Below are 18,874 nucleotides of genomic sequence, written 5' to 3'. Positions count from 1 at the left end.
GTTTTAAGATAAATTGTCGGCATTTTTAGTTAATACCTTTTTATCAATGAGTGCCGTCGAGGTTTTTATGGAATGCAGGGCGTTTAACAAAAGTGTAATTGCTGCAATGGTTTCGAGCTTACTAATATCGTCAGCTTATGCGGGCGTGGATGCAGAATCTTCAGAACCGATTGAAAAAATTACTGTTTATGGCGAAAAAATTGAGCGTAGCCTGAAGGATACGACGTCATCTATTTCAGTGATTGATAAGGAAACCCTCGATAGCGGCCAATACCAATCAACCTCAAGTGCCTTATCTGAGGTGCCGAACGTGGTGGTGTTATCCGGCTCTGTGCCCGATATTCGTGGGGTTTCTGGTAATGGTTCGGCCTCCGGATTTAACTCTTTCACCGGTGGGGCTCGTGCGCGGGTATCAACCTTAGTCGATGGTGTGGCGGAGCCTTTTGTTGCTGATCTTACTGGTGATACTGGGCTGTGGGATATTCAACAAATTGAGGTTTTCCGCGGTCCGCAATCGACGATTAATGGTCGTAACAGCATTGGCGGTACGGTATTTATTAAAACCGAAGATCCGACCTTCGATTGGCAGGGCGCGGCTCGCGTGGGTTATCGCAATCAAGATAACTTTATCGACAGTGCAGTGATGCTCTCAGGCCCCATCCTCGATGATGAGTTAGCATTTAGGGTGAGCGGGCAAAATGTGACGGGCGAAACCTACAATAAAGGCTTGGAATACGAGACGAATCCCGCCACATTTGATCAAAATGAACTCATTACCAATCGCTGGCGCGGCAAATTTTTGTGGCAACCGAGCGCAATTGAAGACCTAAAAGTGCTCTACAGCTTTTCATACAATGATGAGAAAGGTGACTCAGGACGTAACTATTTTACCGGTGACGATCCATGGGCATATAAGCCGATTTCCCAACGTTATATCGAGACTAAATCGACAACTCACTCAGTGAAAGTGGATTATGACCTCGGGGAAGGGCAAGCCCTCGATCTGATTGTCGCCTATATGGATTACGATTGGGGCTTTGAAACCTATGAGCCTCTCGTGACCGCCCAGCAATATGTTGATATGGAGGACAAGAGTTATACCGTAGATGGCAAATATAGCTTTGGCCTTAAAGACAAAGATTTCAACGGTTTTGTTGGTTTAGCCTATTTTAAACGTAGCCAAGATTTTGGTAGTACTGGCAGCTCAATCTATAGTGGTGATGACAGCACTAAGTCAGCCTCCGTTTATGGTGAAGTCACCTATGGGCTCGCCGACTCGCTCTGGATTACTGTTGGTGGCCGCGTGATGCGTGAGGAGCAATTACGTAACTTCAACATGCGCTATCAAGGTAGTCTACTTGAGGAAAAACTCGATGACGCCAATACCGTTACCCTGCCGAAGTTAGTACTGCAATACGCGCTGAATGATAATACCACCTTAGCGGCCAGTGTTCGTCGTGGTTATAATTCGGGTGGTGGCGCGCTGTCTTTGGTGGAAAGTGAGTATTACTACTACGATGAGGAGTTTGTAAATACCTATGAACTGAGTAGCCGTAGCGTATTTGCCAATGGCGATGTCAACTTAAGTGCTAATATCTTCTACAACGATTTTGATGGTTATCAAGCGTCTAATAGCGCTCGCAAAATTACCAATATCGATAAAGCCGTCAGTTACGGTATTGAAGCCGAATTCAGTGCCATGTTAACTGAAAACTGGCAGTTTATTTCGGGCGTAGGTTTACTCGATAGCGAAATCAAGCAAGCCGACCCTAGCTATGGGGATATTATCGGTAATCAGTTGAACTCAGCCCCGCACATTACTGCTAATGCCGGATTCAAGTATTGGATGAATGATGCGTTTTCTTTCGGTTTTTCAGGCAACTATGTTGGCGAGTATTTTGCGGATATTAATAATACCGAATCTAGAATAGCAGGTGATTATGTTGTTGCGCGTGTGAGCCTTGATTATCAAACCGATAGCTGGAGAGTTAGCGGCTTTGTCAACAACCTGTTTGATGAGCAAGCGTTGACGGTAAATGAACCCGCCAGCCGCAGTTACCCCGATGGTTATGCCGCGATTATCGACCCCAGAAATATCGGTGTCTCTGTGATGTATCGCTTCTAATCACTCGAGTTAACGCACTTATTTTTCCCATAAAAAAACCTCCACAATATGCTGTGGAGGTTTTTTATTTTCAGCGACTTTTACTCTTTATATTTCAACGTGCCGTTAGCTTTGATTTCGTCGTACCACAGGTTGTGGTGTTGGGTTGCCCAGTTTTCATCACAATAACCAGACACCATACACTCCATACCGCCTTCTGACATTACCGTTGCCATGAAGATATGCACGATAGAGAAAGCACAGATCACGATGGCGCTCACTGAGTGCAATACCAGCGCGATTAAGCTTAAGGTGCGGCTTGGTTCGAAAAGATTTGGGAACAGTAACAACATGCCAGATGCTGAAATGATTAACCCGAACAGGGCAAAGGCCCAGAACCACATTTTTTCACCGGCGTTGGCAAAGCCTGCATCAGGGTGTTTACCTTTGAATGGACCAAAGTTGATGTAACCACCAACAACCAGAAACCACTTCACGTCGTACATTTTTGGCAGCTGGTTCTTCGCCCATAACACTGTCATCAATGCCCAGCCGATCATAAACGGAATCGCCATCACATCATGGATTTGCTTAGCGCCATAGACGATAGCTTCCCAGATGCCTTCGCCCAACCAAGGTTGGAAGAAGAAGCGACCTGCTAATAAGGTTAAGCCCGTTAATATCAATAGTAAGCACGGAATCGCACCTAACCAGTGAATAGAAACGTCGAATTTAGACCAGCGATGCACTAACTTGCCTGAAAAACCATGGTGCAGCTTAGAAATGCCGTTCACCTTGATAAATAAGACAAAGATAATGATCATGCCGAATAGCGCTGCCATTAAAGCCGGCGCTAACCAGTCGCTACGCAGCTCCAACACCCGTAGATCATAAGTATTGATCGGCTGTGCGTGGAACTCGCTTTGTGAGGTAGTGTATCCCGTCGCGCCATCCTTCAGCTGTGCCCAAATTTGGGCATCAGAGGCTTGAGGTTGGATCGCCTGTCCATCACCACCATTGGCTAGACACACGGCACTAAATAGCAGTGCTATGGCTAAACCTATGTGTTTGAACCATTTGTTCATCATACATCCTCTCTCGCTTAGTGGCGCCTGCAAGCAGGCACCAAGCTAAGTCTGTGGACAGATCCTGTGACCTGAATTAATTCCAAGCCGCGTTTTTAGCACCACGGTAAGCCACGCGCTCACGGAAGATGTTCGAAACAACTTCTGCATCACCCGCTAATAAGGCTTTAGTGGCGCAGAGTTCTGCGCACATTGGCAGTTTGCCTTCAGCAATACGGTTTGAACCGTACTTCTGGCGCTCTGCCTCTGAGTGGTTTTCTTCTGGGCCACCGGCACAGAAGGTACATTTATCCATCTTACCGCGGCTACCAAAGGCACCTTTTTTCGGGAACTGTGGTGCGCCAAATGGGCAGGCGTACAAGCAGTAACCACAACCGATACAGGCATCTTTGTTATGTAGCACAATGCCGTCATCGGTTCTGTAGAAGCAGTTTGCTGGGCAAACCGCCATACATGGTGCATCTGAGCAATGCATACAGGCGACAGAGATTGATGCCTCACCTGGTTGACCATCGTTGATGGTTACCACGCGGCGGCGTTGGATACCCCACTCGAGAGCGGAGTCGTTTTCGTTTTTACATGCGGTGACACAGCCGTTACATTCGATGCAGCGCTTGGTATCACACAAAAATTTCATTGTAGCCATAGTGGCAATTCTCCTAGCTTAAGCTGCACTTACGCTTTAACGATCTGACAGAGCGACGCTTTGGTTTCCTGCATTTGGGTCACAGGGTCATAACCATAGGTCAGTGCTGTGTTACAGGATTCACCGATAACGTAAGGCACTGTGCCCTCAGGGTAGTTAGGCGCTAAGCTTTCGCCGTGCATCACACCCGCAAAGTGGTAAGGCATAAAGGTCACACCTGGTTTAACGCGTGGCGTTACCATGGCTTGTACTTTAATGCGGCCACCTTCGGCGCCCTCTAACCATACAAACTCACCGTTGCGGATACCGCGGTCGGCAGCGTCGCCTGGGTTGATTTCAACAAACATTTCCTGTTGAAGCTCAGCCAGCCATGGGTTAGAACGAGATTCTTCACCACCACCTTCATATTCCACTAAACGACCAGAGGTCAGTACTAATGGATATTTACCGCTGAAGTCTTTCTCTTGGATTGACTTGTACAGTGTTGGTAGACGATGAACTTGCATATCGTCGTAGGTTGGGTACTTAGCGACTAAGTCACGGCGTGCGGTGTATAACGGCTCGCGGTGCACAGGTACTTGGTCTGGGAAGGTCCAAACGATACAGCGGGCTTTGGCGTTACCAAATGGGATACAACCGTGCTTAATTGCCACGCGCACGATACCGCCTGACAGGTCAGTCTTCCAGTTTTTACCTTCGGCTTCGGCTTTTTCCTCGGCAGTCAGATCATCCCACCAACCCAATTGCTTGAGCATATCGGCAGTAAACTCAGGATAACCATCTTGGATTTCCGCACCCTTAGAGTAAGTGCCATCCGCCAAAATGCTTTGACCGTTGTATTCAACACCATAACGAGCACGGAAGTTACCGCCGCCGTCTTTTACGTGTTTGGCTTGGTTATACAGAATTTGGGTACCAGGGTGTTTCGCCTCTGGTGTACCCCAACATGGCCAAGGTAAACCGTAGGTTTCGCCCTTCGCAGGACCCCCTGCGGCTTCAAGCGTTTTATTGCTGAAGGTGCCCCAGTTTTGGGTGTGCAACTTGATACGCTCTGGGCTTTGACCTGTCATACCAATAGTCCACATACCGCGGTTAATTTCGCGAGTAATGTCTTCGATTACTGGTAAGCCGTTTTCTTTGGCGATGCGTTTAGTGTACTGCTCGTCGATACCGAGTTTTTGCGCTAAACGGTACATGATTTCGATGTCGGTTTTTGACTCGAATAAAGGTTGGATAACCTGCTCACGCCATTGGATAGAACGGCCTGAGTTAGACACTGAACCTTGTGTTTCAAACTGAGTCGCAGCAGGTAACAGATATACGCCATTCTTACGACGGTGCATAACACCTGCCATTGTTGGGAATGGGTCGACAACGACGACTGTATCCATCTTGTCTAAGGCATCACGCACTTCACGTTGACGGGTTTCAGTGTTGACCGATTGACCCCAGAAGAAGGCCATACGGATATTGTCTTTCTGTGCCAGTTTGCTCTTGTCTTCTAACACGCCATCGTGCCAGCGAGAACAAGGAATACCTGGAGTGGTCATTGGATCTTTGCCTAAGTAGGCGTTTTGATCGAAACGGCTCTTCACCCATTCCATATCCAGATCCCACACGTGGGTCCAGTGAGTCCAAGCCGCAGAGGTTAAACCGTAGTAACCTGGTAAGTTATCGAATAACAGACCTAAGTCAGTCGCACCTTGTACGTTATCGTGACCACGGAAAATGTTAGTACCGCCGCCAGATACGCCCATGTTGCCTAAGGCTAATTGCAGAATACAGTAAGCACGAGTGTTAGCGTTACCGACGTGATGCTGAGTACCACCCATACACCAAATTACAGTACCAGGACGATTATCGGCCATCAGTTTAGCGGCTTGATAAACCACTTCTTCGCTTACGCCAGTGATATCCGCCACTTCTTTTGGCGGGAATTTTTTCACTTCTCTGCGGATACTTTCCATCTCGAATACGCGATGTTTGATAAAGGTTTTATCTTCCCAACCGTTTTCGAAAATGTGCCATAACATACCGTAGATAAACGGAATATCAGTACCAGGACGAATTGCACAGTGCAGATCTGAGTGCGCTGCAGTGCGAGAGAAACGTGGATCAACGACGATGATTTTCGCGTTGTTTTTCTCTTTAGCGATCAGAATGTGTTGCATTGAAACCGGATGCGCTTCCGCTGGGTTTGCCCCGATCAGGAAGATAGCATTGGCATTCTGAATATCGTTGAAAGAGTTAGTTTGCGCACCGTAACCCCAAGTGTTAGCAACACCGGCTACCGTGGTAGAGTGACAAATACGAGCAGAGTGGTCGACGTTGTTTGTGCCCCACATGGCCGCCAGTTTGCGGTACATATAGCAGCCTTCGTTAGAAAACTTAGCGCTACCCATGAAGTACACTGAGTCTGGGCCAGATTCTTTACGAATGTTGAGCATTTGGTCGCCCACTTCGTTAATCGCATCTTCCCAAGAGATTTTTTTCCACTTGCCATCAACCAATTTCATTGGGTATTTCAGGCGTTTTTCACCGTGGCCATGCTCACGCAGTGCAGCACCTTTAGCGCAGTGACCGCCGGCGTTGAATGGGTGATCAAATGCGGGTTCCTGACCTGTCCATACACCGTTTTGTACTTCGGCATATAGACCGCAACCGACGGCACAGGCACTACAAATCGTACGTTTAACTTCGATAGGCGCATCGTGCGGTACATCTTTGGCTTCTGCGCGGCGCATCATGCCAGTACCCATCAGAGAAGCGGCTGCGATACCACCGGTAGCAATACCAGCTTGCTTCATAAATTGACGACGGCTAATGCCTAACGTCGGTTTGTCGGCCACTTTGGCGACATCGGACTTGCGAGTTAACTTCATCGCTGACTTCTCCTAGATTAGCTACGCAGGCTATCGTAATAGCTGATAATGTGCGCAGTTTCGTGGTAACCCTTAGGTTCTTTAGTTGTTACCTTGCTGCTCTCGCTGGCTTGGGCTGCACTGATGCCGGTAGCGGCAATTGCGGCGCCGGCTACGCTGCCAACGGTGAGTGCTTTAAGCAAAGAACGGCGAGTTAAATCGCTAGGTTGTTGCTTCATGCTGACTCCTGAAATAGGGGTTATGGTTCTTGGGATGGCGCGACTTTTCGAGGAGTGGTGCTTGTTATCAAAAAGTGAAGATTAGAGGTGAAAAAGATAATAAAATCATCTTGCTTGCCGTTAATCATCGCGCGTGACGGCAATATAGTAGGAAAAGATTGAGTAGGATTTGATCTAGAACAGTTTGCGGTAACAGAAGATGATACGCCAATCCAAAAGCGTTAACTTGCTCATGCTTTGGCGGTTTATTTGAGATGACAAAAATGCCCGATTTCTACTTCAAAACAAAATGTTTGTTAATAAGTTGTTGGTTTGGTTTGGATAAAAAAACACCCCGCAGTGCGAGGTGTTTTTATCGGGTTAAGTATAACCCCTTGCGTTAGTCTTTATAACGCAAACTGCCGTTGGCTTTGATTTCGTCATACCACAGGTTGTGATGCTGGATAGCCCAGTTTTCATCACAATAGCCTGACTTCATGCACTCCATACCACCTTCACTGAGCACAGTTGCCATCCAAATATGCACAATAGTAAAGGCAATCAGGATAACGGCACTGATCGAGTGGATCAGCAGCGCGCCCATCGAGGCTTCACGGGGTAGGTCTAAGCCGGGTAATACCAACATGATGCCAGACACACTGATAAACAGCCCGAATAGGGTCAGTGTCCAGAACCACATTTTCTCACCGGCGTTGGCAAAACCACTGTCAGGGTGTTTACCTTTGAATGGGCCAAAGTTGATATAGCCACCGACCACTAAGAACCATTTAAGATCGTACATCTTAAAGGTTTGAAGTGGCATCCATTTCACTACGCAGACAATCCACGCCATGATAAAGACGGGGCCAGCCCAGTCATGTACAGTTTTACTACCGTAGATCAGTGGTGCCCAGATATCTGGCCCAAGCAGTTCCTGCACGACATGCTTACCGAGCATAATAGTTAAGCCAGTAAACATTAGTGCAAGACAGCTAATTGCCATGATCCAATGGATCCACAAATCTGCCTTTGACCAACGTACAACCATCTTGCCCGAGAAACCGTGGCTGAGTTTTGAAGGACCATTCACCAGATAAAACAGTAAGAAAGCACCAAATACACCCGTCACGGCCAAGGCCATAATCGGGGTGATATATTGATTCCTTATTTCTTTACCTTGGTTACCGGCAACGTTAATCAATACCCCAGTTTCGACCCCTTTGGCCGTGGTATAGCCAGTTTCACCTGACTTTACCGCACGCCACAGATCGGCTTCGCTGGTTTGCGCTTTCGCCTGCTGTTGGCTCGATTGCTGATCACTTGCCAGTACTGAGCCTGCGCTCATGACTGAGCCAAGTCCCAATCCCATCACGAGTACCATCAGAGCAAACAGACTGCGCAGTGATTTGTTTAACTGTTTGTTTAACATTTTCACTCCTTGCCAGAGGTTAGGGATCACTCCCTAACCTTCACTCTGCTTAGTTAATCTCACCGGTTTTTGGGTTGTAGCCCCAAATCACGTTAGGATTGCCTCGAGATGCCATACGTTGACGGTAAATGTTTGATACCACTTCCGCATCACCCGCGAGCAGTGCTTTAGTTGCACAAAGCTCTGCACACATAGGTAGCTTGCCTTCAGCAATACGGTTGGCACCGTATTTCTTGTGTTCGGCTTCGGAGAAGGTTTCTTCTGGGCCACCGGCGCAGAAGGTACACTTATCCATTTTACCGCGGCTACCAAAGGCGGTTTTCTTCGGAAATTGTGGTGCACCGAATGGACAGGCATAGAAGCAGTAACCACAACCGATACAGGTATCTTTGTTGTGCAGCACAATGCCATCGTCAGTACGGTAGAAACAATCTGCCGGACATACGGCCATGCAAGGAGCGTCGGTACAGTGCATACATGCGACTGAAATCGATGCTTCACCTGGTTGACCATCGTTAATTGTCACCACGCGGCGACGTTGAATACCCCACTCCAGCGCGGAGTCGTTTTCGTTTTTACATGCTGTGACGCAGCCGTTACACTCGATGCAGCGTTTGGTGTCACACAAAAATTTCATGACTGCCATAATGGCTTATCTCCTCATCAAGTTGGTTAGGCTTTGCTTATCTGGCATAAGCTGGACTTCGTTTCTTGCATCTGAGTCACAACGTCATAGCCGTAAGTTAAAATGGTGTTTGCCGACTCACCTATCACATAAGGCACTGTGCCTTCTGGATAGTTTTTCGCTAGGCTTTCGCCTTCAAATACCCCTGCGAAGTGGTACGGCATAAAACATTCACCCGGTACAACCCGTGGCGTCACCATTGCCTTCACTGTGATCTTGGCGCCTTCAGGGCTATGAACGAAGACATTGTCACCGTCACGAATACCACGGTCAGCAGCGTCTGCCGGGTTCATTTCGATAAACATTTCTTGTTGTAGCTCGGCTAACCAAGGGTTAGAACGAGATTCTTCACCACCACCTTCGTATTCCACTAAACGACCAGAGGTCAGTGTCAGTGGGAAACCTTGGGTAAAGTCCTTATCCTGAATCGACTTATAAAGTGTCGGTAGACGCGCAACCATACGGTCTTCGTAGGTTGGGTACTTAGCGACTAAGTCACGACGAGGAGTGTAGAGTGGTTCGCGATGCAGTGGGATATCATCTGGGAAGGTCCAAACGATACAACGTGCTTTCGCGTTACCGTATGGAATGCAGCCATGTTTAATGGCAACACGTTGAATGCCGCCAGAAATATCTGTCTTCCAGTTTTTGCCTTCGGCGTGTTTTTTCTCTTCTTCGGTTAAATCGTCCCACCAACCCAATTGCTTGAGCATATCGGCGGTAAATTCGGGGTAACCATCTTGGATTTCACTACCCTTAGAGTAAGTGCCTTCAGCAAGAATATTGACGCCATTGTGCTCAACACCATAGCGGGCGCGGAAGTTACCACCACCATCTTTAACATGTTTGGCTTCGTTATACAGAATTTGGGTGCCAGGGTGTTTCATCTCTGGCGTGCCCCAACATGGCCATGGTAAGCCATAGGTCTCACCCTTGGCTGGACCTCCCGGTGCTTCTAGGCTGTCAGCATTAAAAGTACCCCAGTTTTCTTGGTGCATTTTTAAGCGTTCTGGGCTATGTCCTGTGTAGCCGATTGTCCACATACCTTTGTTAAATTCGCGGGTAATATCTTCAATCAATGGCTCATCACCGTTGACTTTGATTTGTTTGAACAGTTCTTTATCTATGCCTACTTTCTTAGCGAGTTTGCACATGATCACGTGGTCTGGCAGAGATTCGAACAGCGGCTCTATCACCTTCGAACGCCATTGAACTGAGCGGTTTGTGGCTGACACTGAGCCGTAGGTTTCAAACTGAGTCGCAGCGGGTAGCAGATACACCCCATCCTTACGTTGATGCATCACGCCTGCCATGGTTGGGAATGGGTCCACAACCACCACAGTATCCATTTTATTCAGTGCTTCACGTACTTCGCGGCCACGGGTTTCTGTGTTGACCGATTGCCCCCAGAAGAACGCTAAACGAATATTGTCCTTTTGCGCGATTTTGGTTTTATCTTCAAGTACGCCATCGTGCCAGCGAGAGCAGGGGATACCTGTTGAAGTTTGTGGTGTTTGACCTAAGTATTCGCCTTGGTCGAAACGGCTCGACACCCATTTAGGATCGAGATCCCACACATTGGCCCAGTGGTTCCATGCTGCAGTGGTTAAACCGTAATAACCGGGTAAGTTATCGAATAACAAACCAAAGTCAGTTGCACCTTGTACGTTATCGTGGCCACGGAAAATGTTAGTACCACCACCAGGAACCCCCATGTTACCTAAAGCTAATTGCAATAAGCAGTATGAGCGGGTATTGGCATTACCGACGTGGTGCTGAGTACCACCCATACACCAAATAATGGTGCCGGGTTTGGTTTCAGCCATCATCTTGGCAACACGATACATTTGTGCCTTAGGTACGCCCACTACGTTTTCAACTTCTTCTGGGGTGTACTTTTTCACTTCCTCGCGAATACGTTCCATGCCGTAAACACGATGCTTGATAAATTCTTTATCTTCCCAGCCATTTTCAAAAATGTGCCATAACAGGCCATAAATGAACGGAATATCGGTACCTGGGCGGATATGCACGTACTCATCAGACTTAGCTGCAGTACGGGTGAAACGAGGATCAACGACAATAATTTTGGCGCCGCGCTCTTTACCAATCAAAATATGTTGCATTGCAACTGGATGAGCTTCACTTGGGTTTGCCCCAATAAACATGATGCACTTAGAGTTGCGAATATCGTTAATCGAGTTAGTTTGCGCACCGTAGCCCCAAGTGTTTGCAACACCGGCTACTGTGGTAGAGTGACAAATACGGGCTGAGTGGTCGACGTTGTTCGTACCCCACAATGCGGCAAATTTGCGATATAAATAAGCCTGTTCATTTGAGAACTTAGCACTACCCATAAAGTAGATAGAATCTGGACCTGATTCTTGACGAATCGCCATCATCTTATCGCCCACTTCATTGATGGCTTGATCCCAAGAGATCTTCTTCCACTTACCGCCTTCTAACTTCATTGGGTATTTCAGGCGTTTTTCGCCATGGCCGTGCTCACGCAGAGCTGCACCTTTAGCACAGTGACCGCCTTGGTTGAATGGATGGTCAAATGCGGGTTCTTGGCCTGTCCACACACCGTTTTGTACTTCAGCATAGATACCACAACCCACTGCGCAGTGAGAGCAAATGGTACGCTTAACTTCAGTCGGTGCATTGTGGGGGATATCTTTGGCTTCTGCTTTACGCATCATGCCAGTACCTAGCATTGACGCTGCAGCAATACCACCAGTGGCAAGACCTGCCGATTTTAAAAATTGGCGACGATTGAGACCGAGGGCGGGCGCTTTAGGCTCGACAACTTGGTCTGTTTTGCGGGTTAATCGCATCACACACACTCCTCTGGTTAGTTGTTCAACGACGCATAGTAATTACGGATATGGTCGGTTTCGCGATAGTTGTCACTCTTAGGTTCGCTTGGGGCAACTGTGGGGGTCGCAGCCAATGCTTGGCTACTCACAGTCGCTACCGCGCCAGCCGCACTGCCGAGTGCTAATGCTTTGAGCAGTTGACGGCGGCCCATGTCGGAAGCTTGCTTCTTCATAGTGTCTCCTTGTGTTACTAAATGAGGTGATACAAACCACGACCACCTCGGTTACTGTGGAAGCCTAAGCTTCCTTTTTGTGGCAAAGGTGAACGTTAAGTCCACCTTTGCCTATCAAACTAAAACGCGATAGGCACTGAATCTGCGTATCGCCAACCGTTTTCAGTTTAGTTCATTAATTCCACTTGTTTTTCTAAATCGCTGGCAGCGGGTTGTAGCTCCGCACTGCCAGGGCAATTCACAGGAATGTCTAAACTGAGTTGTTCAAACTCCGCAGCTTCCATCTCGAAAAACGCTTTAGCAAGCTGAGCAACCGTAGCGTAAAAGGCGGCACTAGGTGCTTTACCTAGGTTGTCGCAGAATCGCTGAATCCAGCTGCCAATATGGCGTTGGTAAAACGCTAGTTGACGATAACCTGGAGCCTCAAGAATTAATGTGCCCATCACTTCACACAGAGCAGCGACATGATCTTCGGGCTCTTTGACGTTTTCTTCGCGCTCAAAACCGAGTTGCATCAAGTCTTGGCGCAGCAGTGCTAAGGGTTTGTCCATTAATGAGCCAGTCATAAACCAACTGCCATAGGGCAGGATTTCGCCACAACCCACACCGAGGAACAGGGCAAAATACTCATCTTCTAATTGTTCACTGCTGAACTGCTTTGCAGCCAGTTGTACAGATAACCAAGCCTTGGTCATCTCATTGTCTTCATCGGCATCGATTTCAAGGTTGGCCAAAAATTGCAGCAGCTCAGGGCTAGGATGGCGACGCAAAAGGGCGGCTAACAGTTGATAGATATCGGCTCTCAACTGATCGTTTTCTGATACTTGTCTTACTGATTCGGTCATAGCGGATCTCTTATCGCAGTTGCTTTTCAGGATCTTGAAGAATGTCTTCAAACATGTCTTTTACCCGGCAATCACCACACATTTTCAAGCGTTCTATATTGGCTGAAAATGCACTGTGCGCGCCGACCATATCCAGCATCCGATGCACCATAGATTGGGTCGCAAAAGGAGAGCCACAGCGAATACATTCGAACGGGGCTTCTTCTTTCAGGGTTTGTAATTGCTGACGAGCAGCTTTATCAAAGTTAATTTGTGGCGTCAGGCAGATGACCTTTTCAGGGCAAGCCGCCTCACATAAGCCACATTGCACACAGTTTTGCTCAATAAAGTTTAGTGCAGGTTTGTCGCCACCATCTTGTAATGCCATGGTGGGGCAAATCGCCACGCAGGACATACACAGGGTACATTTCTCGACATTGACGCTGACGTTGCCGTAGGGAACGTTGTTGATACTTAAACAGCTGTTGATTTCACCCGCTTGGCTGTTTAGATGGTCAATCGCATCAAACAGAGTGTTACGTTTGCTGGTGGACGCAAAAGCGCCGGGCACAATCACTGGCCAATCGAGGCTGATGTCGAGCACAGGCTCCAAATTCGCCAGCATGCTTGGGTCGATAAGGCTCAGACGCTGCGGTTGGCCCATTTCATCTAAAATGCTGTTGGCTAAAGCCAGTTCACCTTTCAACATTTGTGTGAGCGTAGGGGCGGTTGCCTCGGTATTGAGGATTAACACTTGGCGTGCGCCCCAAGCCAGTGAAGCTAACCAATGGTCAATGCTGGCAACGGTGATTTCTTCAAGGGCGATAGGTAATACATCACCCGCTAAGTCGTTATCGATAAGGCTTGCACCAACCGCGTTGTCGTGAAAAAGGATCACTGGTGCTGTTTGCGCTTGCTCACGGTAACGACTGATAATTTTATTCAGGTAAGAATGCAATGCCTGTGGTGTCGGTAAGTCATAACCAATCGCACCCGTTGGGCAGGCGCTCGCACAGCTGCCAGCGCCGTGGCAGAGGTAAGGATCGACCTCAATTTTCTTGGCGACACTGCTAATTGCATCGGCAGGGCAAAAGTTGAGGCAACGGTTACAGCCGTTGATGCCATTACGGTCATGGGCGCACAGGTCGGCATTGATTTTGACGTAACGGGGTTTATCAAATTGCCCTACCAGTTCGGGGAGTTGCTCTAGTGCATCGGCGAGCTTTATGTCGTCTTGGCCAACATAGAAATATCCCGGAGGTAGCATTTCAAGATTCAAGCAAGGTGTGCTGCTTAAATCGAGTATCAAGTCAAAGTGCGGTTTACGAATGGCGACAACACTCAATTCCGCTGCACCGTTTTGATGCTCAACGCTAACTTGGAACTGCCCTAAAAATCCTTTAATACCGATGAGTTTGTTGTAGTAACTTTCGACATTCGTGGCGGCAGCCATCACTTGCTCAAGGTGTGCTTCATCTTGGCTGGTAATGGCTTCGTTCGCTAAAATGACGCGGCTTGCCATAGTGGACAATTTGTCCGCTGCGAGGCGTGCGAGATCCTCAGGGCCAATAATTAGCACTGTGCCTTCAGTGGTGTAACTCACTGTTGGCGGGATCAGATTCTGTAAAATCTGTGTTTGGGCTAACACATTTTGCCGCGCTTGTTTTAGCGCAGCCTGGGTTTGATTGGTTGTCAAATGAGTGCTCACATTGCGTTCCTGAACAGTACGTTGGCTGCTCTTTTATCGCTGTTTTGTTACAGATTCAGGCATTGATTTGATACTAAGTCATTGCCTTTTCTGCTTTTATCTAAGTTTTGTACTCTTAGTACAGCAATTCACATACCAAAGTTATAGACATAAAAATTAGCTAAACTGACATTAAACAACTGGCTTTTGCATCTGAGCTAATGGCTCTGGTGCATTTTGGGGTAGGTCATCAGTCTCCCCATCCAAATTGTCCGCAATCGGTATGGTGGCTAATTCGGTTTCGATATCACTGTTTTTTGATTCGATGGTATTTTCTGCACCGATCACTACATCGTCTGGTGTTGAGGTCTGTTCGATCTCTGATTCTTCACTGTCTTTGGTGATATAGCGGAATACTTTTTGGGCTAATTCAGCGGAGACTTCTGGTGTTAGTTTCGGTTGGTTGCTGTAATCAAGAGCATATTCCAAAAGACCATCTATCTCATTGAAATGCGGTTGTTTCCAAAGGGCGCGTAGCGCTGCCGTTTTTGCTGCTGGGTCAACATTCGCCCCCATAAACTGAGCGAAACTGCCACCAATCTCAATCTCGTCAGGATTAGGGAGATCTTCTGCCGTGAGAATGCGATGAGGGTCTTCATTTGCCTGGCTAAGCGCATCTTGTGATTCTTGCGCAGCGGTAGGCTCTTGAGTGATCTCTTCTGCCTTATTATCAACAAGTTCTTCCGCAGTCGTTTGCGTTTTAACAGCGGCTTCTTCAGCTGCCACTTGCTCACGACGTTGACTCCAACGGCTAAAAAAACCGTTTGCCTTTGGGGTTGAATCAGTCATTAGTCCCTCCGCAATGGATCGTGGCTTGGACCTTGATTTTTACGGTGATCGACATGCTTACGACGATAAGCAGCGATTTCAACTTCACCATATTGAGTGATAAAGGCTTCGATCCAACAGGCAATCGCTTCAGGCATAAGCGTGTTGATTACGGGCGTATTGCCTTCAAGACAGCCCGCAGCAACATTTTGATCTGCCGAAAGTAACGCGGGTACCCAAGTACCGTCTGCCATTTCATCACAGACTAAGTACAACATCGCATTGTCCATATCGAGGTTGATGCGGTAACTGGCGCGCTCATCTTTGTGCAGCTCTAGCAGTACTAAGGTCGCTCCTTCGGGGGCTTCGTGGGTTGCGGGAAGTAAATGATCGATTTCCCATTGTACTGAGGTCCAACGACCCACCTGTTTCTCTACTTTTTTGAGTGAAACGTACATGGGCCAAACACTAGTAGTATGTTGCATTGTCTCTCCGTTTCAACCGTAAGGGAGATAAGCCTTAGCATCCGGCGCTATTTCCCCTGCTTATCGTGATAAAAGGTCACTGCAATATTAATGCCATTAAACAAGGGGAATTAGTTTGAAGTGGATCATCAAAATAGGGTTAAAAGCGAGACATTTTGTCTGAATGGACATTTTGTCTGAGACATTTTGATGCGCCAGAATGTTTCGTATTGCGACGGATCACGCATTTAGCCCTGAGTTTTATACCTAGGTATAAATATTGCTATGCTGATGCCATCACTTGTAAAGCGGTAACATTATGATTTCTGATAACAGTTCTAATATTGCTCAGCAGATGCTCGCCAATGACCATCCTTCTCTACCCAAGCGAAGCTTTTCCTTTGTAAAAACTCAAGCTGAAGTGCCGTTAACTATTGCCGTCAAAGCAGTGGATGAGTCAGGAGTGGTAATTGATAAGCATGTTGCCTGTGAGCGACCTTTAACGGTTTATCTGAACTGGCGCCCGATAGTGACCCTGATGACATTGGGGGCAAAGCCTGAGTCATTAGCTCTTGGTTATCTTAAAAATCAGGGTTTTATCTCGGATGTTGCTCAATTAGAGTCTGTCATTGTTGATTGGGATGTGAATTCTGCCGCGGTATTAACGCATGAGCAAACCGCCGATCTCGAACAAAAGTTATCTGAAAAAACCGTTACGTCCGGCTGTGGTCAAGGGACTGTATATGGCAGTTTTATGCAGGATTTAGATGGTATTCAGCTACCTACCCCAAGCCTTAAGCAGAGTACGCTCTACAGCTTGCTCAAAAACATCAATGAATATAATGAGACCTACAAAAATGCAGGTGCCGTGCACGGTTGTGGTGTTTGTGAAGCTGACCAGATCCTTGCTTTTGTAGAAGATGTTGGCCGTCATAACGCGGTGGATACCTTGGCGGGAGATATGTGGTTAGCGCAGGATCGGGGCGATAACAAAATCTTCTATACCACAGGACGGTTAACCTCGGAGATGGTGATTAAGGTCGCCAAAATGGGGATACCTGTACTGCTGTCGCGAAGTGGTGTAACGCAAATGGGTCTGGAGCTTGCCCAAAAACTTGGTATCACGATTATTGCTCGGGCCAAAGGGCGTCATTTTTTGGTCTACCACGGCAGTGAAAATCTCGAATTTGATGTGAATACCAACTCCGATAAATAGCGACCTTATCAGATAGCGACCGGACTCAAAAGAGATAGACGACAAGGATATAAGATGACATCCGCTAGTGAATTGATTTACATGAGCGCGAAGCAAGTTGCTGAGTATTTAGATCTTAATGAGAAAAAGGTTTACGCGATGGCGAATGACCGAATTCTCCCCGCAACAAAAATCACCGGCAAATGGTTATTCCCTAAGGTGCTGATTGACCGCTGGGTGATGGACTCCTGCCATAGCGGTATGTTAACTGACAGACTATTGATTACTGGTAGTGATGATCCTCTGTTGTCAATGTTAGTGGCGCGTTTGATGGCGCAGGTTGGTAGTCGTGAGCTTATTAGCTACAGTGCAACAGGCTCTCGTTTGGGGTTAGAGTTATTAGCTAAGGGCTATGCTGATGTGTGTACCTTGCACTGGGGGAGTATGGAAGATAGAAATATCCGCCATCCAGCATTGCTTAAAGGTTATCAAAACCACCAACAATGGATCATGGTGCACGGCTATTCCCGTCAGCAAGGCTTGATCATGCGTACCGATATGCACCACAGATGTCAAGAAGAGGATAAAGTTCTCAGTTTGCCTTGGCGCTGGGTCAGTCGCCAAGGCGGCGCTGGCAGTCAGCAGCATCTAGAGCAGTGGCTATTAAAGCAAGGTGCACGTTTAGATCAGCTTAATATCATACTCACAGCTTATAGTGAGCGTGAACTTGCAGGCTATATTGCACGTGGAGATGCAGATATTGGTTTTGGTTGTCAGTCTGTTGCTTTAGAGAGCGGTTTAAGCTTTGTGCCACTGATCAGGGAGTCCTTCGACTTTGTGATGCCACAAAGTATTTACTTTCGCAGGCAGCTACAACAACTCTTTACTATGTTAAGCAGTGGGCATACTCGGCAAATGGCGGCTCTTTTAGGGGGGTATGATCTTACCGATTGCGGACAGCTTCTTTGGAGTGCAAGTTAAGTACCTTATATGTACGTATAAGTGCATCACTACACGCTACTTTATAGCTTATATATGTGTAAAGTAGCGGCTGACACCAATAGCCTTCATCTTGCTTAATCATGTAGAGCTCCAAATTTACCGCCTCATTTATTCTTTCTTCTATCTTTAGCACACACTCGTTTACTCAATAAAGGCTCGCTGTTAGGTTTGTTTTGCTCATAAATTCAGCGTTTGTGGATAACTCTGGGTATAACAAGTGTGTAGGTTGTGCCTAGCTTGGGTGTAACAATCTATTTGAAAATTAATCATAAAAACCTGAAAAAAGCGCTTGCACAAAAAGTTTCGCTGCCTATAATGCGCATCCACTGACACGGCACACAGCGAAAGCGAGCGCGGTTACAGTGCGAATCGAATGCAAATTGTGCAGTTGATTCGAAAGCCTCAAGAAGTTTGTAAAAACGCCTTGACGCGACAAGGGAAATGCGTAGAATACGCAGCCCTGACCTGCTGAGCGGTAACGCGAAGTGAATGGTCAAACGCTCTTTAACAATCTAAACAAGAAATCTGTGTGGACACTCACAGGTGTTGAGTTAATCGAAATTACTTTACTTTCGAGTGGGTAATCAAAAAATTAAATCAATGTAATAATGAGTGTTCATAGCAATATGTACAACGACTTATTAAGTTAAGTCGATTCAGAATTCATTGAGCTGAATCTTAGGATTCAAAAAAACTTTAATTGAAGAGTTTGATCATGGCTCAGATTGAACGCTGGCGGCAGGCCTAACACATGCAAGTCGAGCGGCAGCACAAGTAAGTTTACTTATGAGGTG

Annotated in this window: 15 protein-coding genes and 1 rRNA gene; 4 read left to right on the top strand and 12 right to left on the bottom strand. The window is 47.2% G+C overall.

Going from position 1 to position 18,874, the window contains the following annotated elements; translation table 11 throughout:
• Positions 1-67 precede the first annotated feature (67 nt).
• On the top strand, positions 68-2,125 hold the full coding sequence (locus HG547_RS05270) for a TonB-dependent receptor (RefSeq protein WP_169547207.1): 2,058 nt from the start codon (positions 68-70) through the stop codon (positions 2,123-2,125).
• Positions 2,126-2,205: 80 nt separating this feature from the next.
• Here the strand turns inward: HG547_RS05270 and HG547_RS05265 are convergent, their stop codons facing one another.
• From HG547_RS05265 to HG547_RS05210, 12 genes are all read right to left on the bottom strand, one after another.
• Positions 2,206-3,189: a formate dehydrogenase subunit gamma gene (locus HG547_RS05265; protein ID WP_037423443.1), complete on the bottom strand. Its 984-nt coding sequence runs from the start codon at positions 3,187-3,189 to the stop codon at positions 2,206-2,208.
• A 76-nt stretch (positions 3,190-3,265) separates the two neighbouring features.
• Positions 3,266-3,835 carry a formate dehydrogenase FDH3 subunit beta gene (gene fdh3B / locus HG547_RS05260; RefSeq protein ID WP_037423445.1) on the bottom strand — a complete coding sequence of 190 codons (570 nt, stop codon included), beginning with the start codon at positions 3,833-3,835 and terminating at the stop codon, positions 3,266-3,268.
• Between the two features lie 29 nt (positions 3,836-3,864).
• Positions 3,865-6,717 carry a molybdopterin-dependent oxidoreductase gene (locus HG547_RS05255; RefSeq protein ID WP_037429193.1) on the bottom strand — a complete coding sequence of 951 codons (2,853 nt, stop codon included), beginning with the start codon at positions 6,715-6,717 and terminating at the stop codon, positions 3,865-3,867.
• Between the two features lie 17 nt (positions 6,718-6,734).
• Positions 6,735-6,935 (bottom strand): twin-arginine translocation signal domain-containing protein, encoded by a 201-nt coding sequence (locus tag HG547_RS05250; RefSeq protein WP_037423451.1) that lies wholly within the window; start codon positions 6,933-6,935, stop codon positions 6,735-6,737.
• A gap of 379 nt (positions 6,936-7,314) precedes the next feature.
• A complete protein-coding gene (locus HG547_RS05245) occupies positions 7,315-8,343 on the bottom strand; it encodes a formate dehydrogenase subunit gamma (RefSeq protein ID WP_037423454.1) in 1,029 nt (342 codons plus the stop codon).
• 49 nt (positions 8,344-8,392) lie between these two features.
• A complete protein-coding gene (gene fdh3B / locus HG547_RS05240) occupies positions 8,393-8,989 on the bottom strand; it encodes a formate dehydrogenase FDH3 subunit beta (RefSeq protein WP_011074129.1) in 597 nt (198 codons plus the stop codon).
• 26 nt (positions 8,990-9,015) lie between these two features.
• Positions 9,016-11,865: a molybdopterin-dependent oxidoreductase gene (locus HG547_RS05235; protein WP_037423458.1), complete on the bottom strand. Its 2,850-nt coding sequence runs from the start codon at positions 11,863-11,865 to the stop codon at positions 9,016-9,018.
• A gap of 17 nt (positions 11,866-11,882) precedes the next feature.
• The gene (locus HG547_RS05230) at positions 11,883-12,080 is read right to left on the bottom strand and encodes a twin-arginine translocation signal domain-containing protein (protein WP_011074127.1); all 198 of its coding nucleotides are present in this window, start codon (positions 12,078-12,080) and stop codon (positions 11,883-11,885) included.
• Between the two features lie 167 nt (positions 12,081-12,247).
• The gene (locus HG547_RS05225; RefSeq protein ID WP_037423461.1) at positions 12,248-12,925 is read right to left on the bottom strand and encodes a molecular chaperone TorD family protein; all 678 of its coding nucleotides are present in this window, start codon (positions 12,923-12,925) and stop codon (positions 12,248-12,250) included.
• A gap of 10 nt (positions 12,926-12,935) precedes the next feature.
• Positions 12,936-14,612: a 4Fe-4S binding protein gene (locus tag HG547_RS05220; protein WP_348981356.1), complete on the bottom strand. Its 1,677-nt coding sequence runs from the start codon at positions 14,610-14,612 to the stop codon at positions 12,936-12,938.
• 171 nt (positions 14,613-14,783) lie between these two features.
• The gene (locus HG547_RS05215) at positions 14,784-15,440 is read right to left on the bottom strand and encodes a DUF3306 domain-containing protein (protein WP_037423464.1); all 657 of its coding nucleotides are present in this window, start codon (positions 15,438-15,440) and stop codon (positions 14,784-14,786) included.
• Positions 15,440-15,904 (bottom strand): DUF3305 domain-containing protein, encoded by a 465-nt coding sequence (locus HG547_RS05210; protein WP_037423466.1) that lies wholly within the window; start codon positions 15,902-15,904, stop codon positions 15,440-15,442. The genes HG547_RS05215 and HG547_RS05210 overlap by 1 nt, the downstream gene beginning before the upstream one ends.
• A gap of 298 nt (positions 15,905-16,202) precedes the next feature.
• Between HG547_RS05210 and HG547_RS05205 the strand changes: the two genes are divergently transcribed.
• The 3 genes from HG547_RS05205 to HG547_RS05195 all read left to right on the top strand — a co-directional run.
• Complete coding sequence (locus HG547_RS05205) at positions 16,203-17,099, top strand: formate dehydrogenase accessory sulfurtransferase FdhD (RefSeq protein ID WP_037423471.1); 897 nt, start codon at positions 16,203-16,205, stop codon at positions 17,097-17,099.
• A 54-nt stretch (positions 17,100-17,153) separates the two neighbouring features.
• Positions 17,154-18,059: a helix-turn-helix transcriptional regulator gene (locus HG547_RS05200; protein ID WP_037423474.1), complete on the top strand. Its 906-nt coding sequence runs from the start codon at positions 17,154-17,156 to the stop codon at positions 18,057-18,059.
• 718 nt (positions 18,060-18,777) lie between these two features.
• Positions 18,778-18,874 (top strand): 16S ribosomal RNA (locus tag HG547_RS05195); the annotation flags it as partial.

It is taken from the genome of Shewanella sp. DNRA4 (assembly GCF_012843185.1).
GTDB lineage: Bacteria > Pseudomonadota > Gammaproteobacteria > Enterobacterales > Shewanellaceae > Shewanella > Shewanella xiamenensis.
The sequence above is the reverse complement of the archived record's forward strand: the minus strand, read 5'-3'. Positions and strand labels throughout refer to the sequence as shown.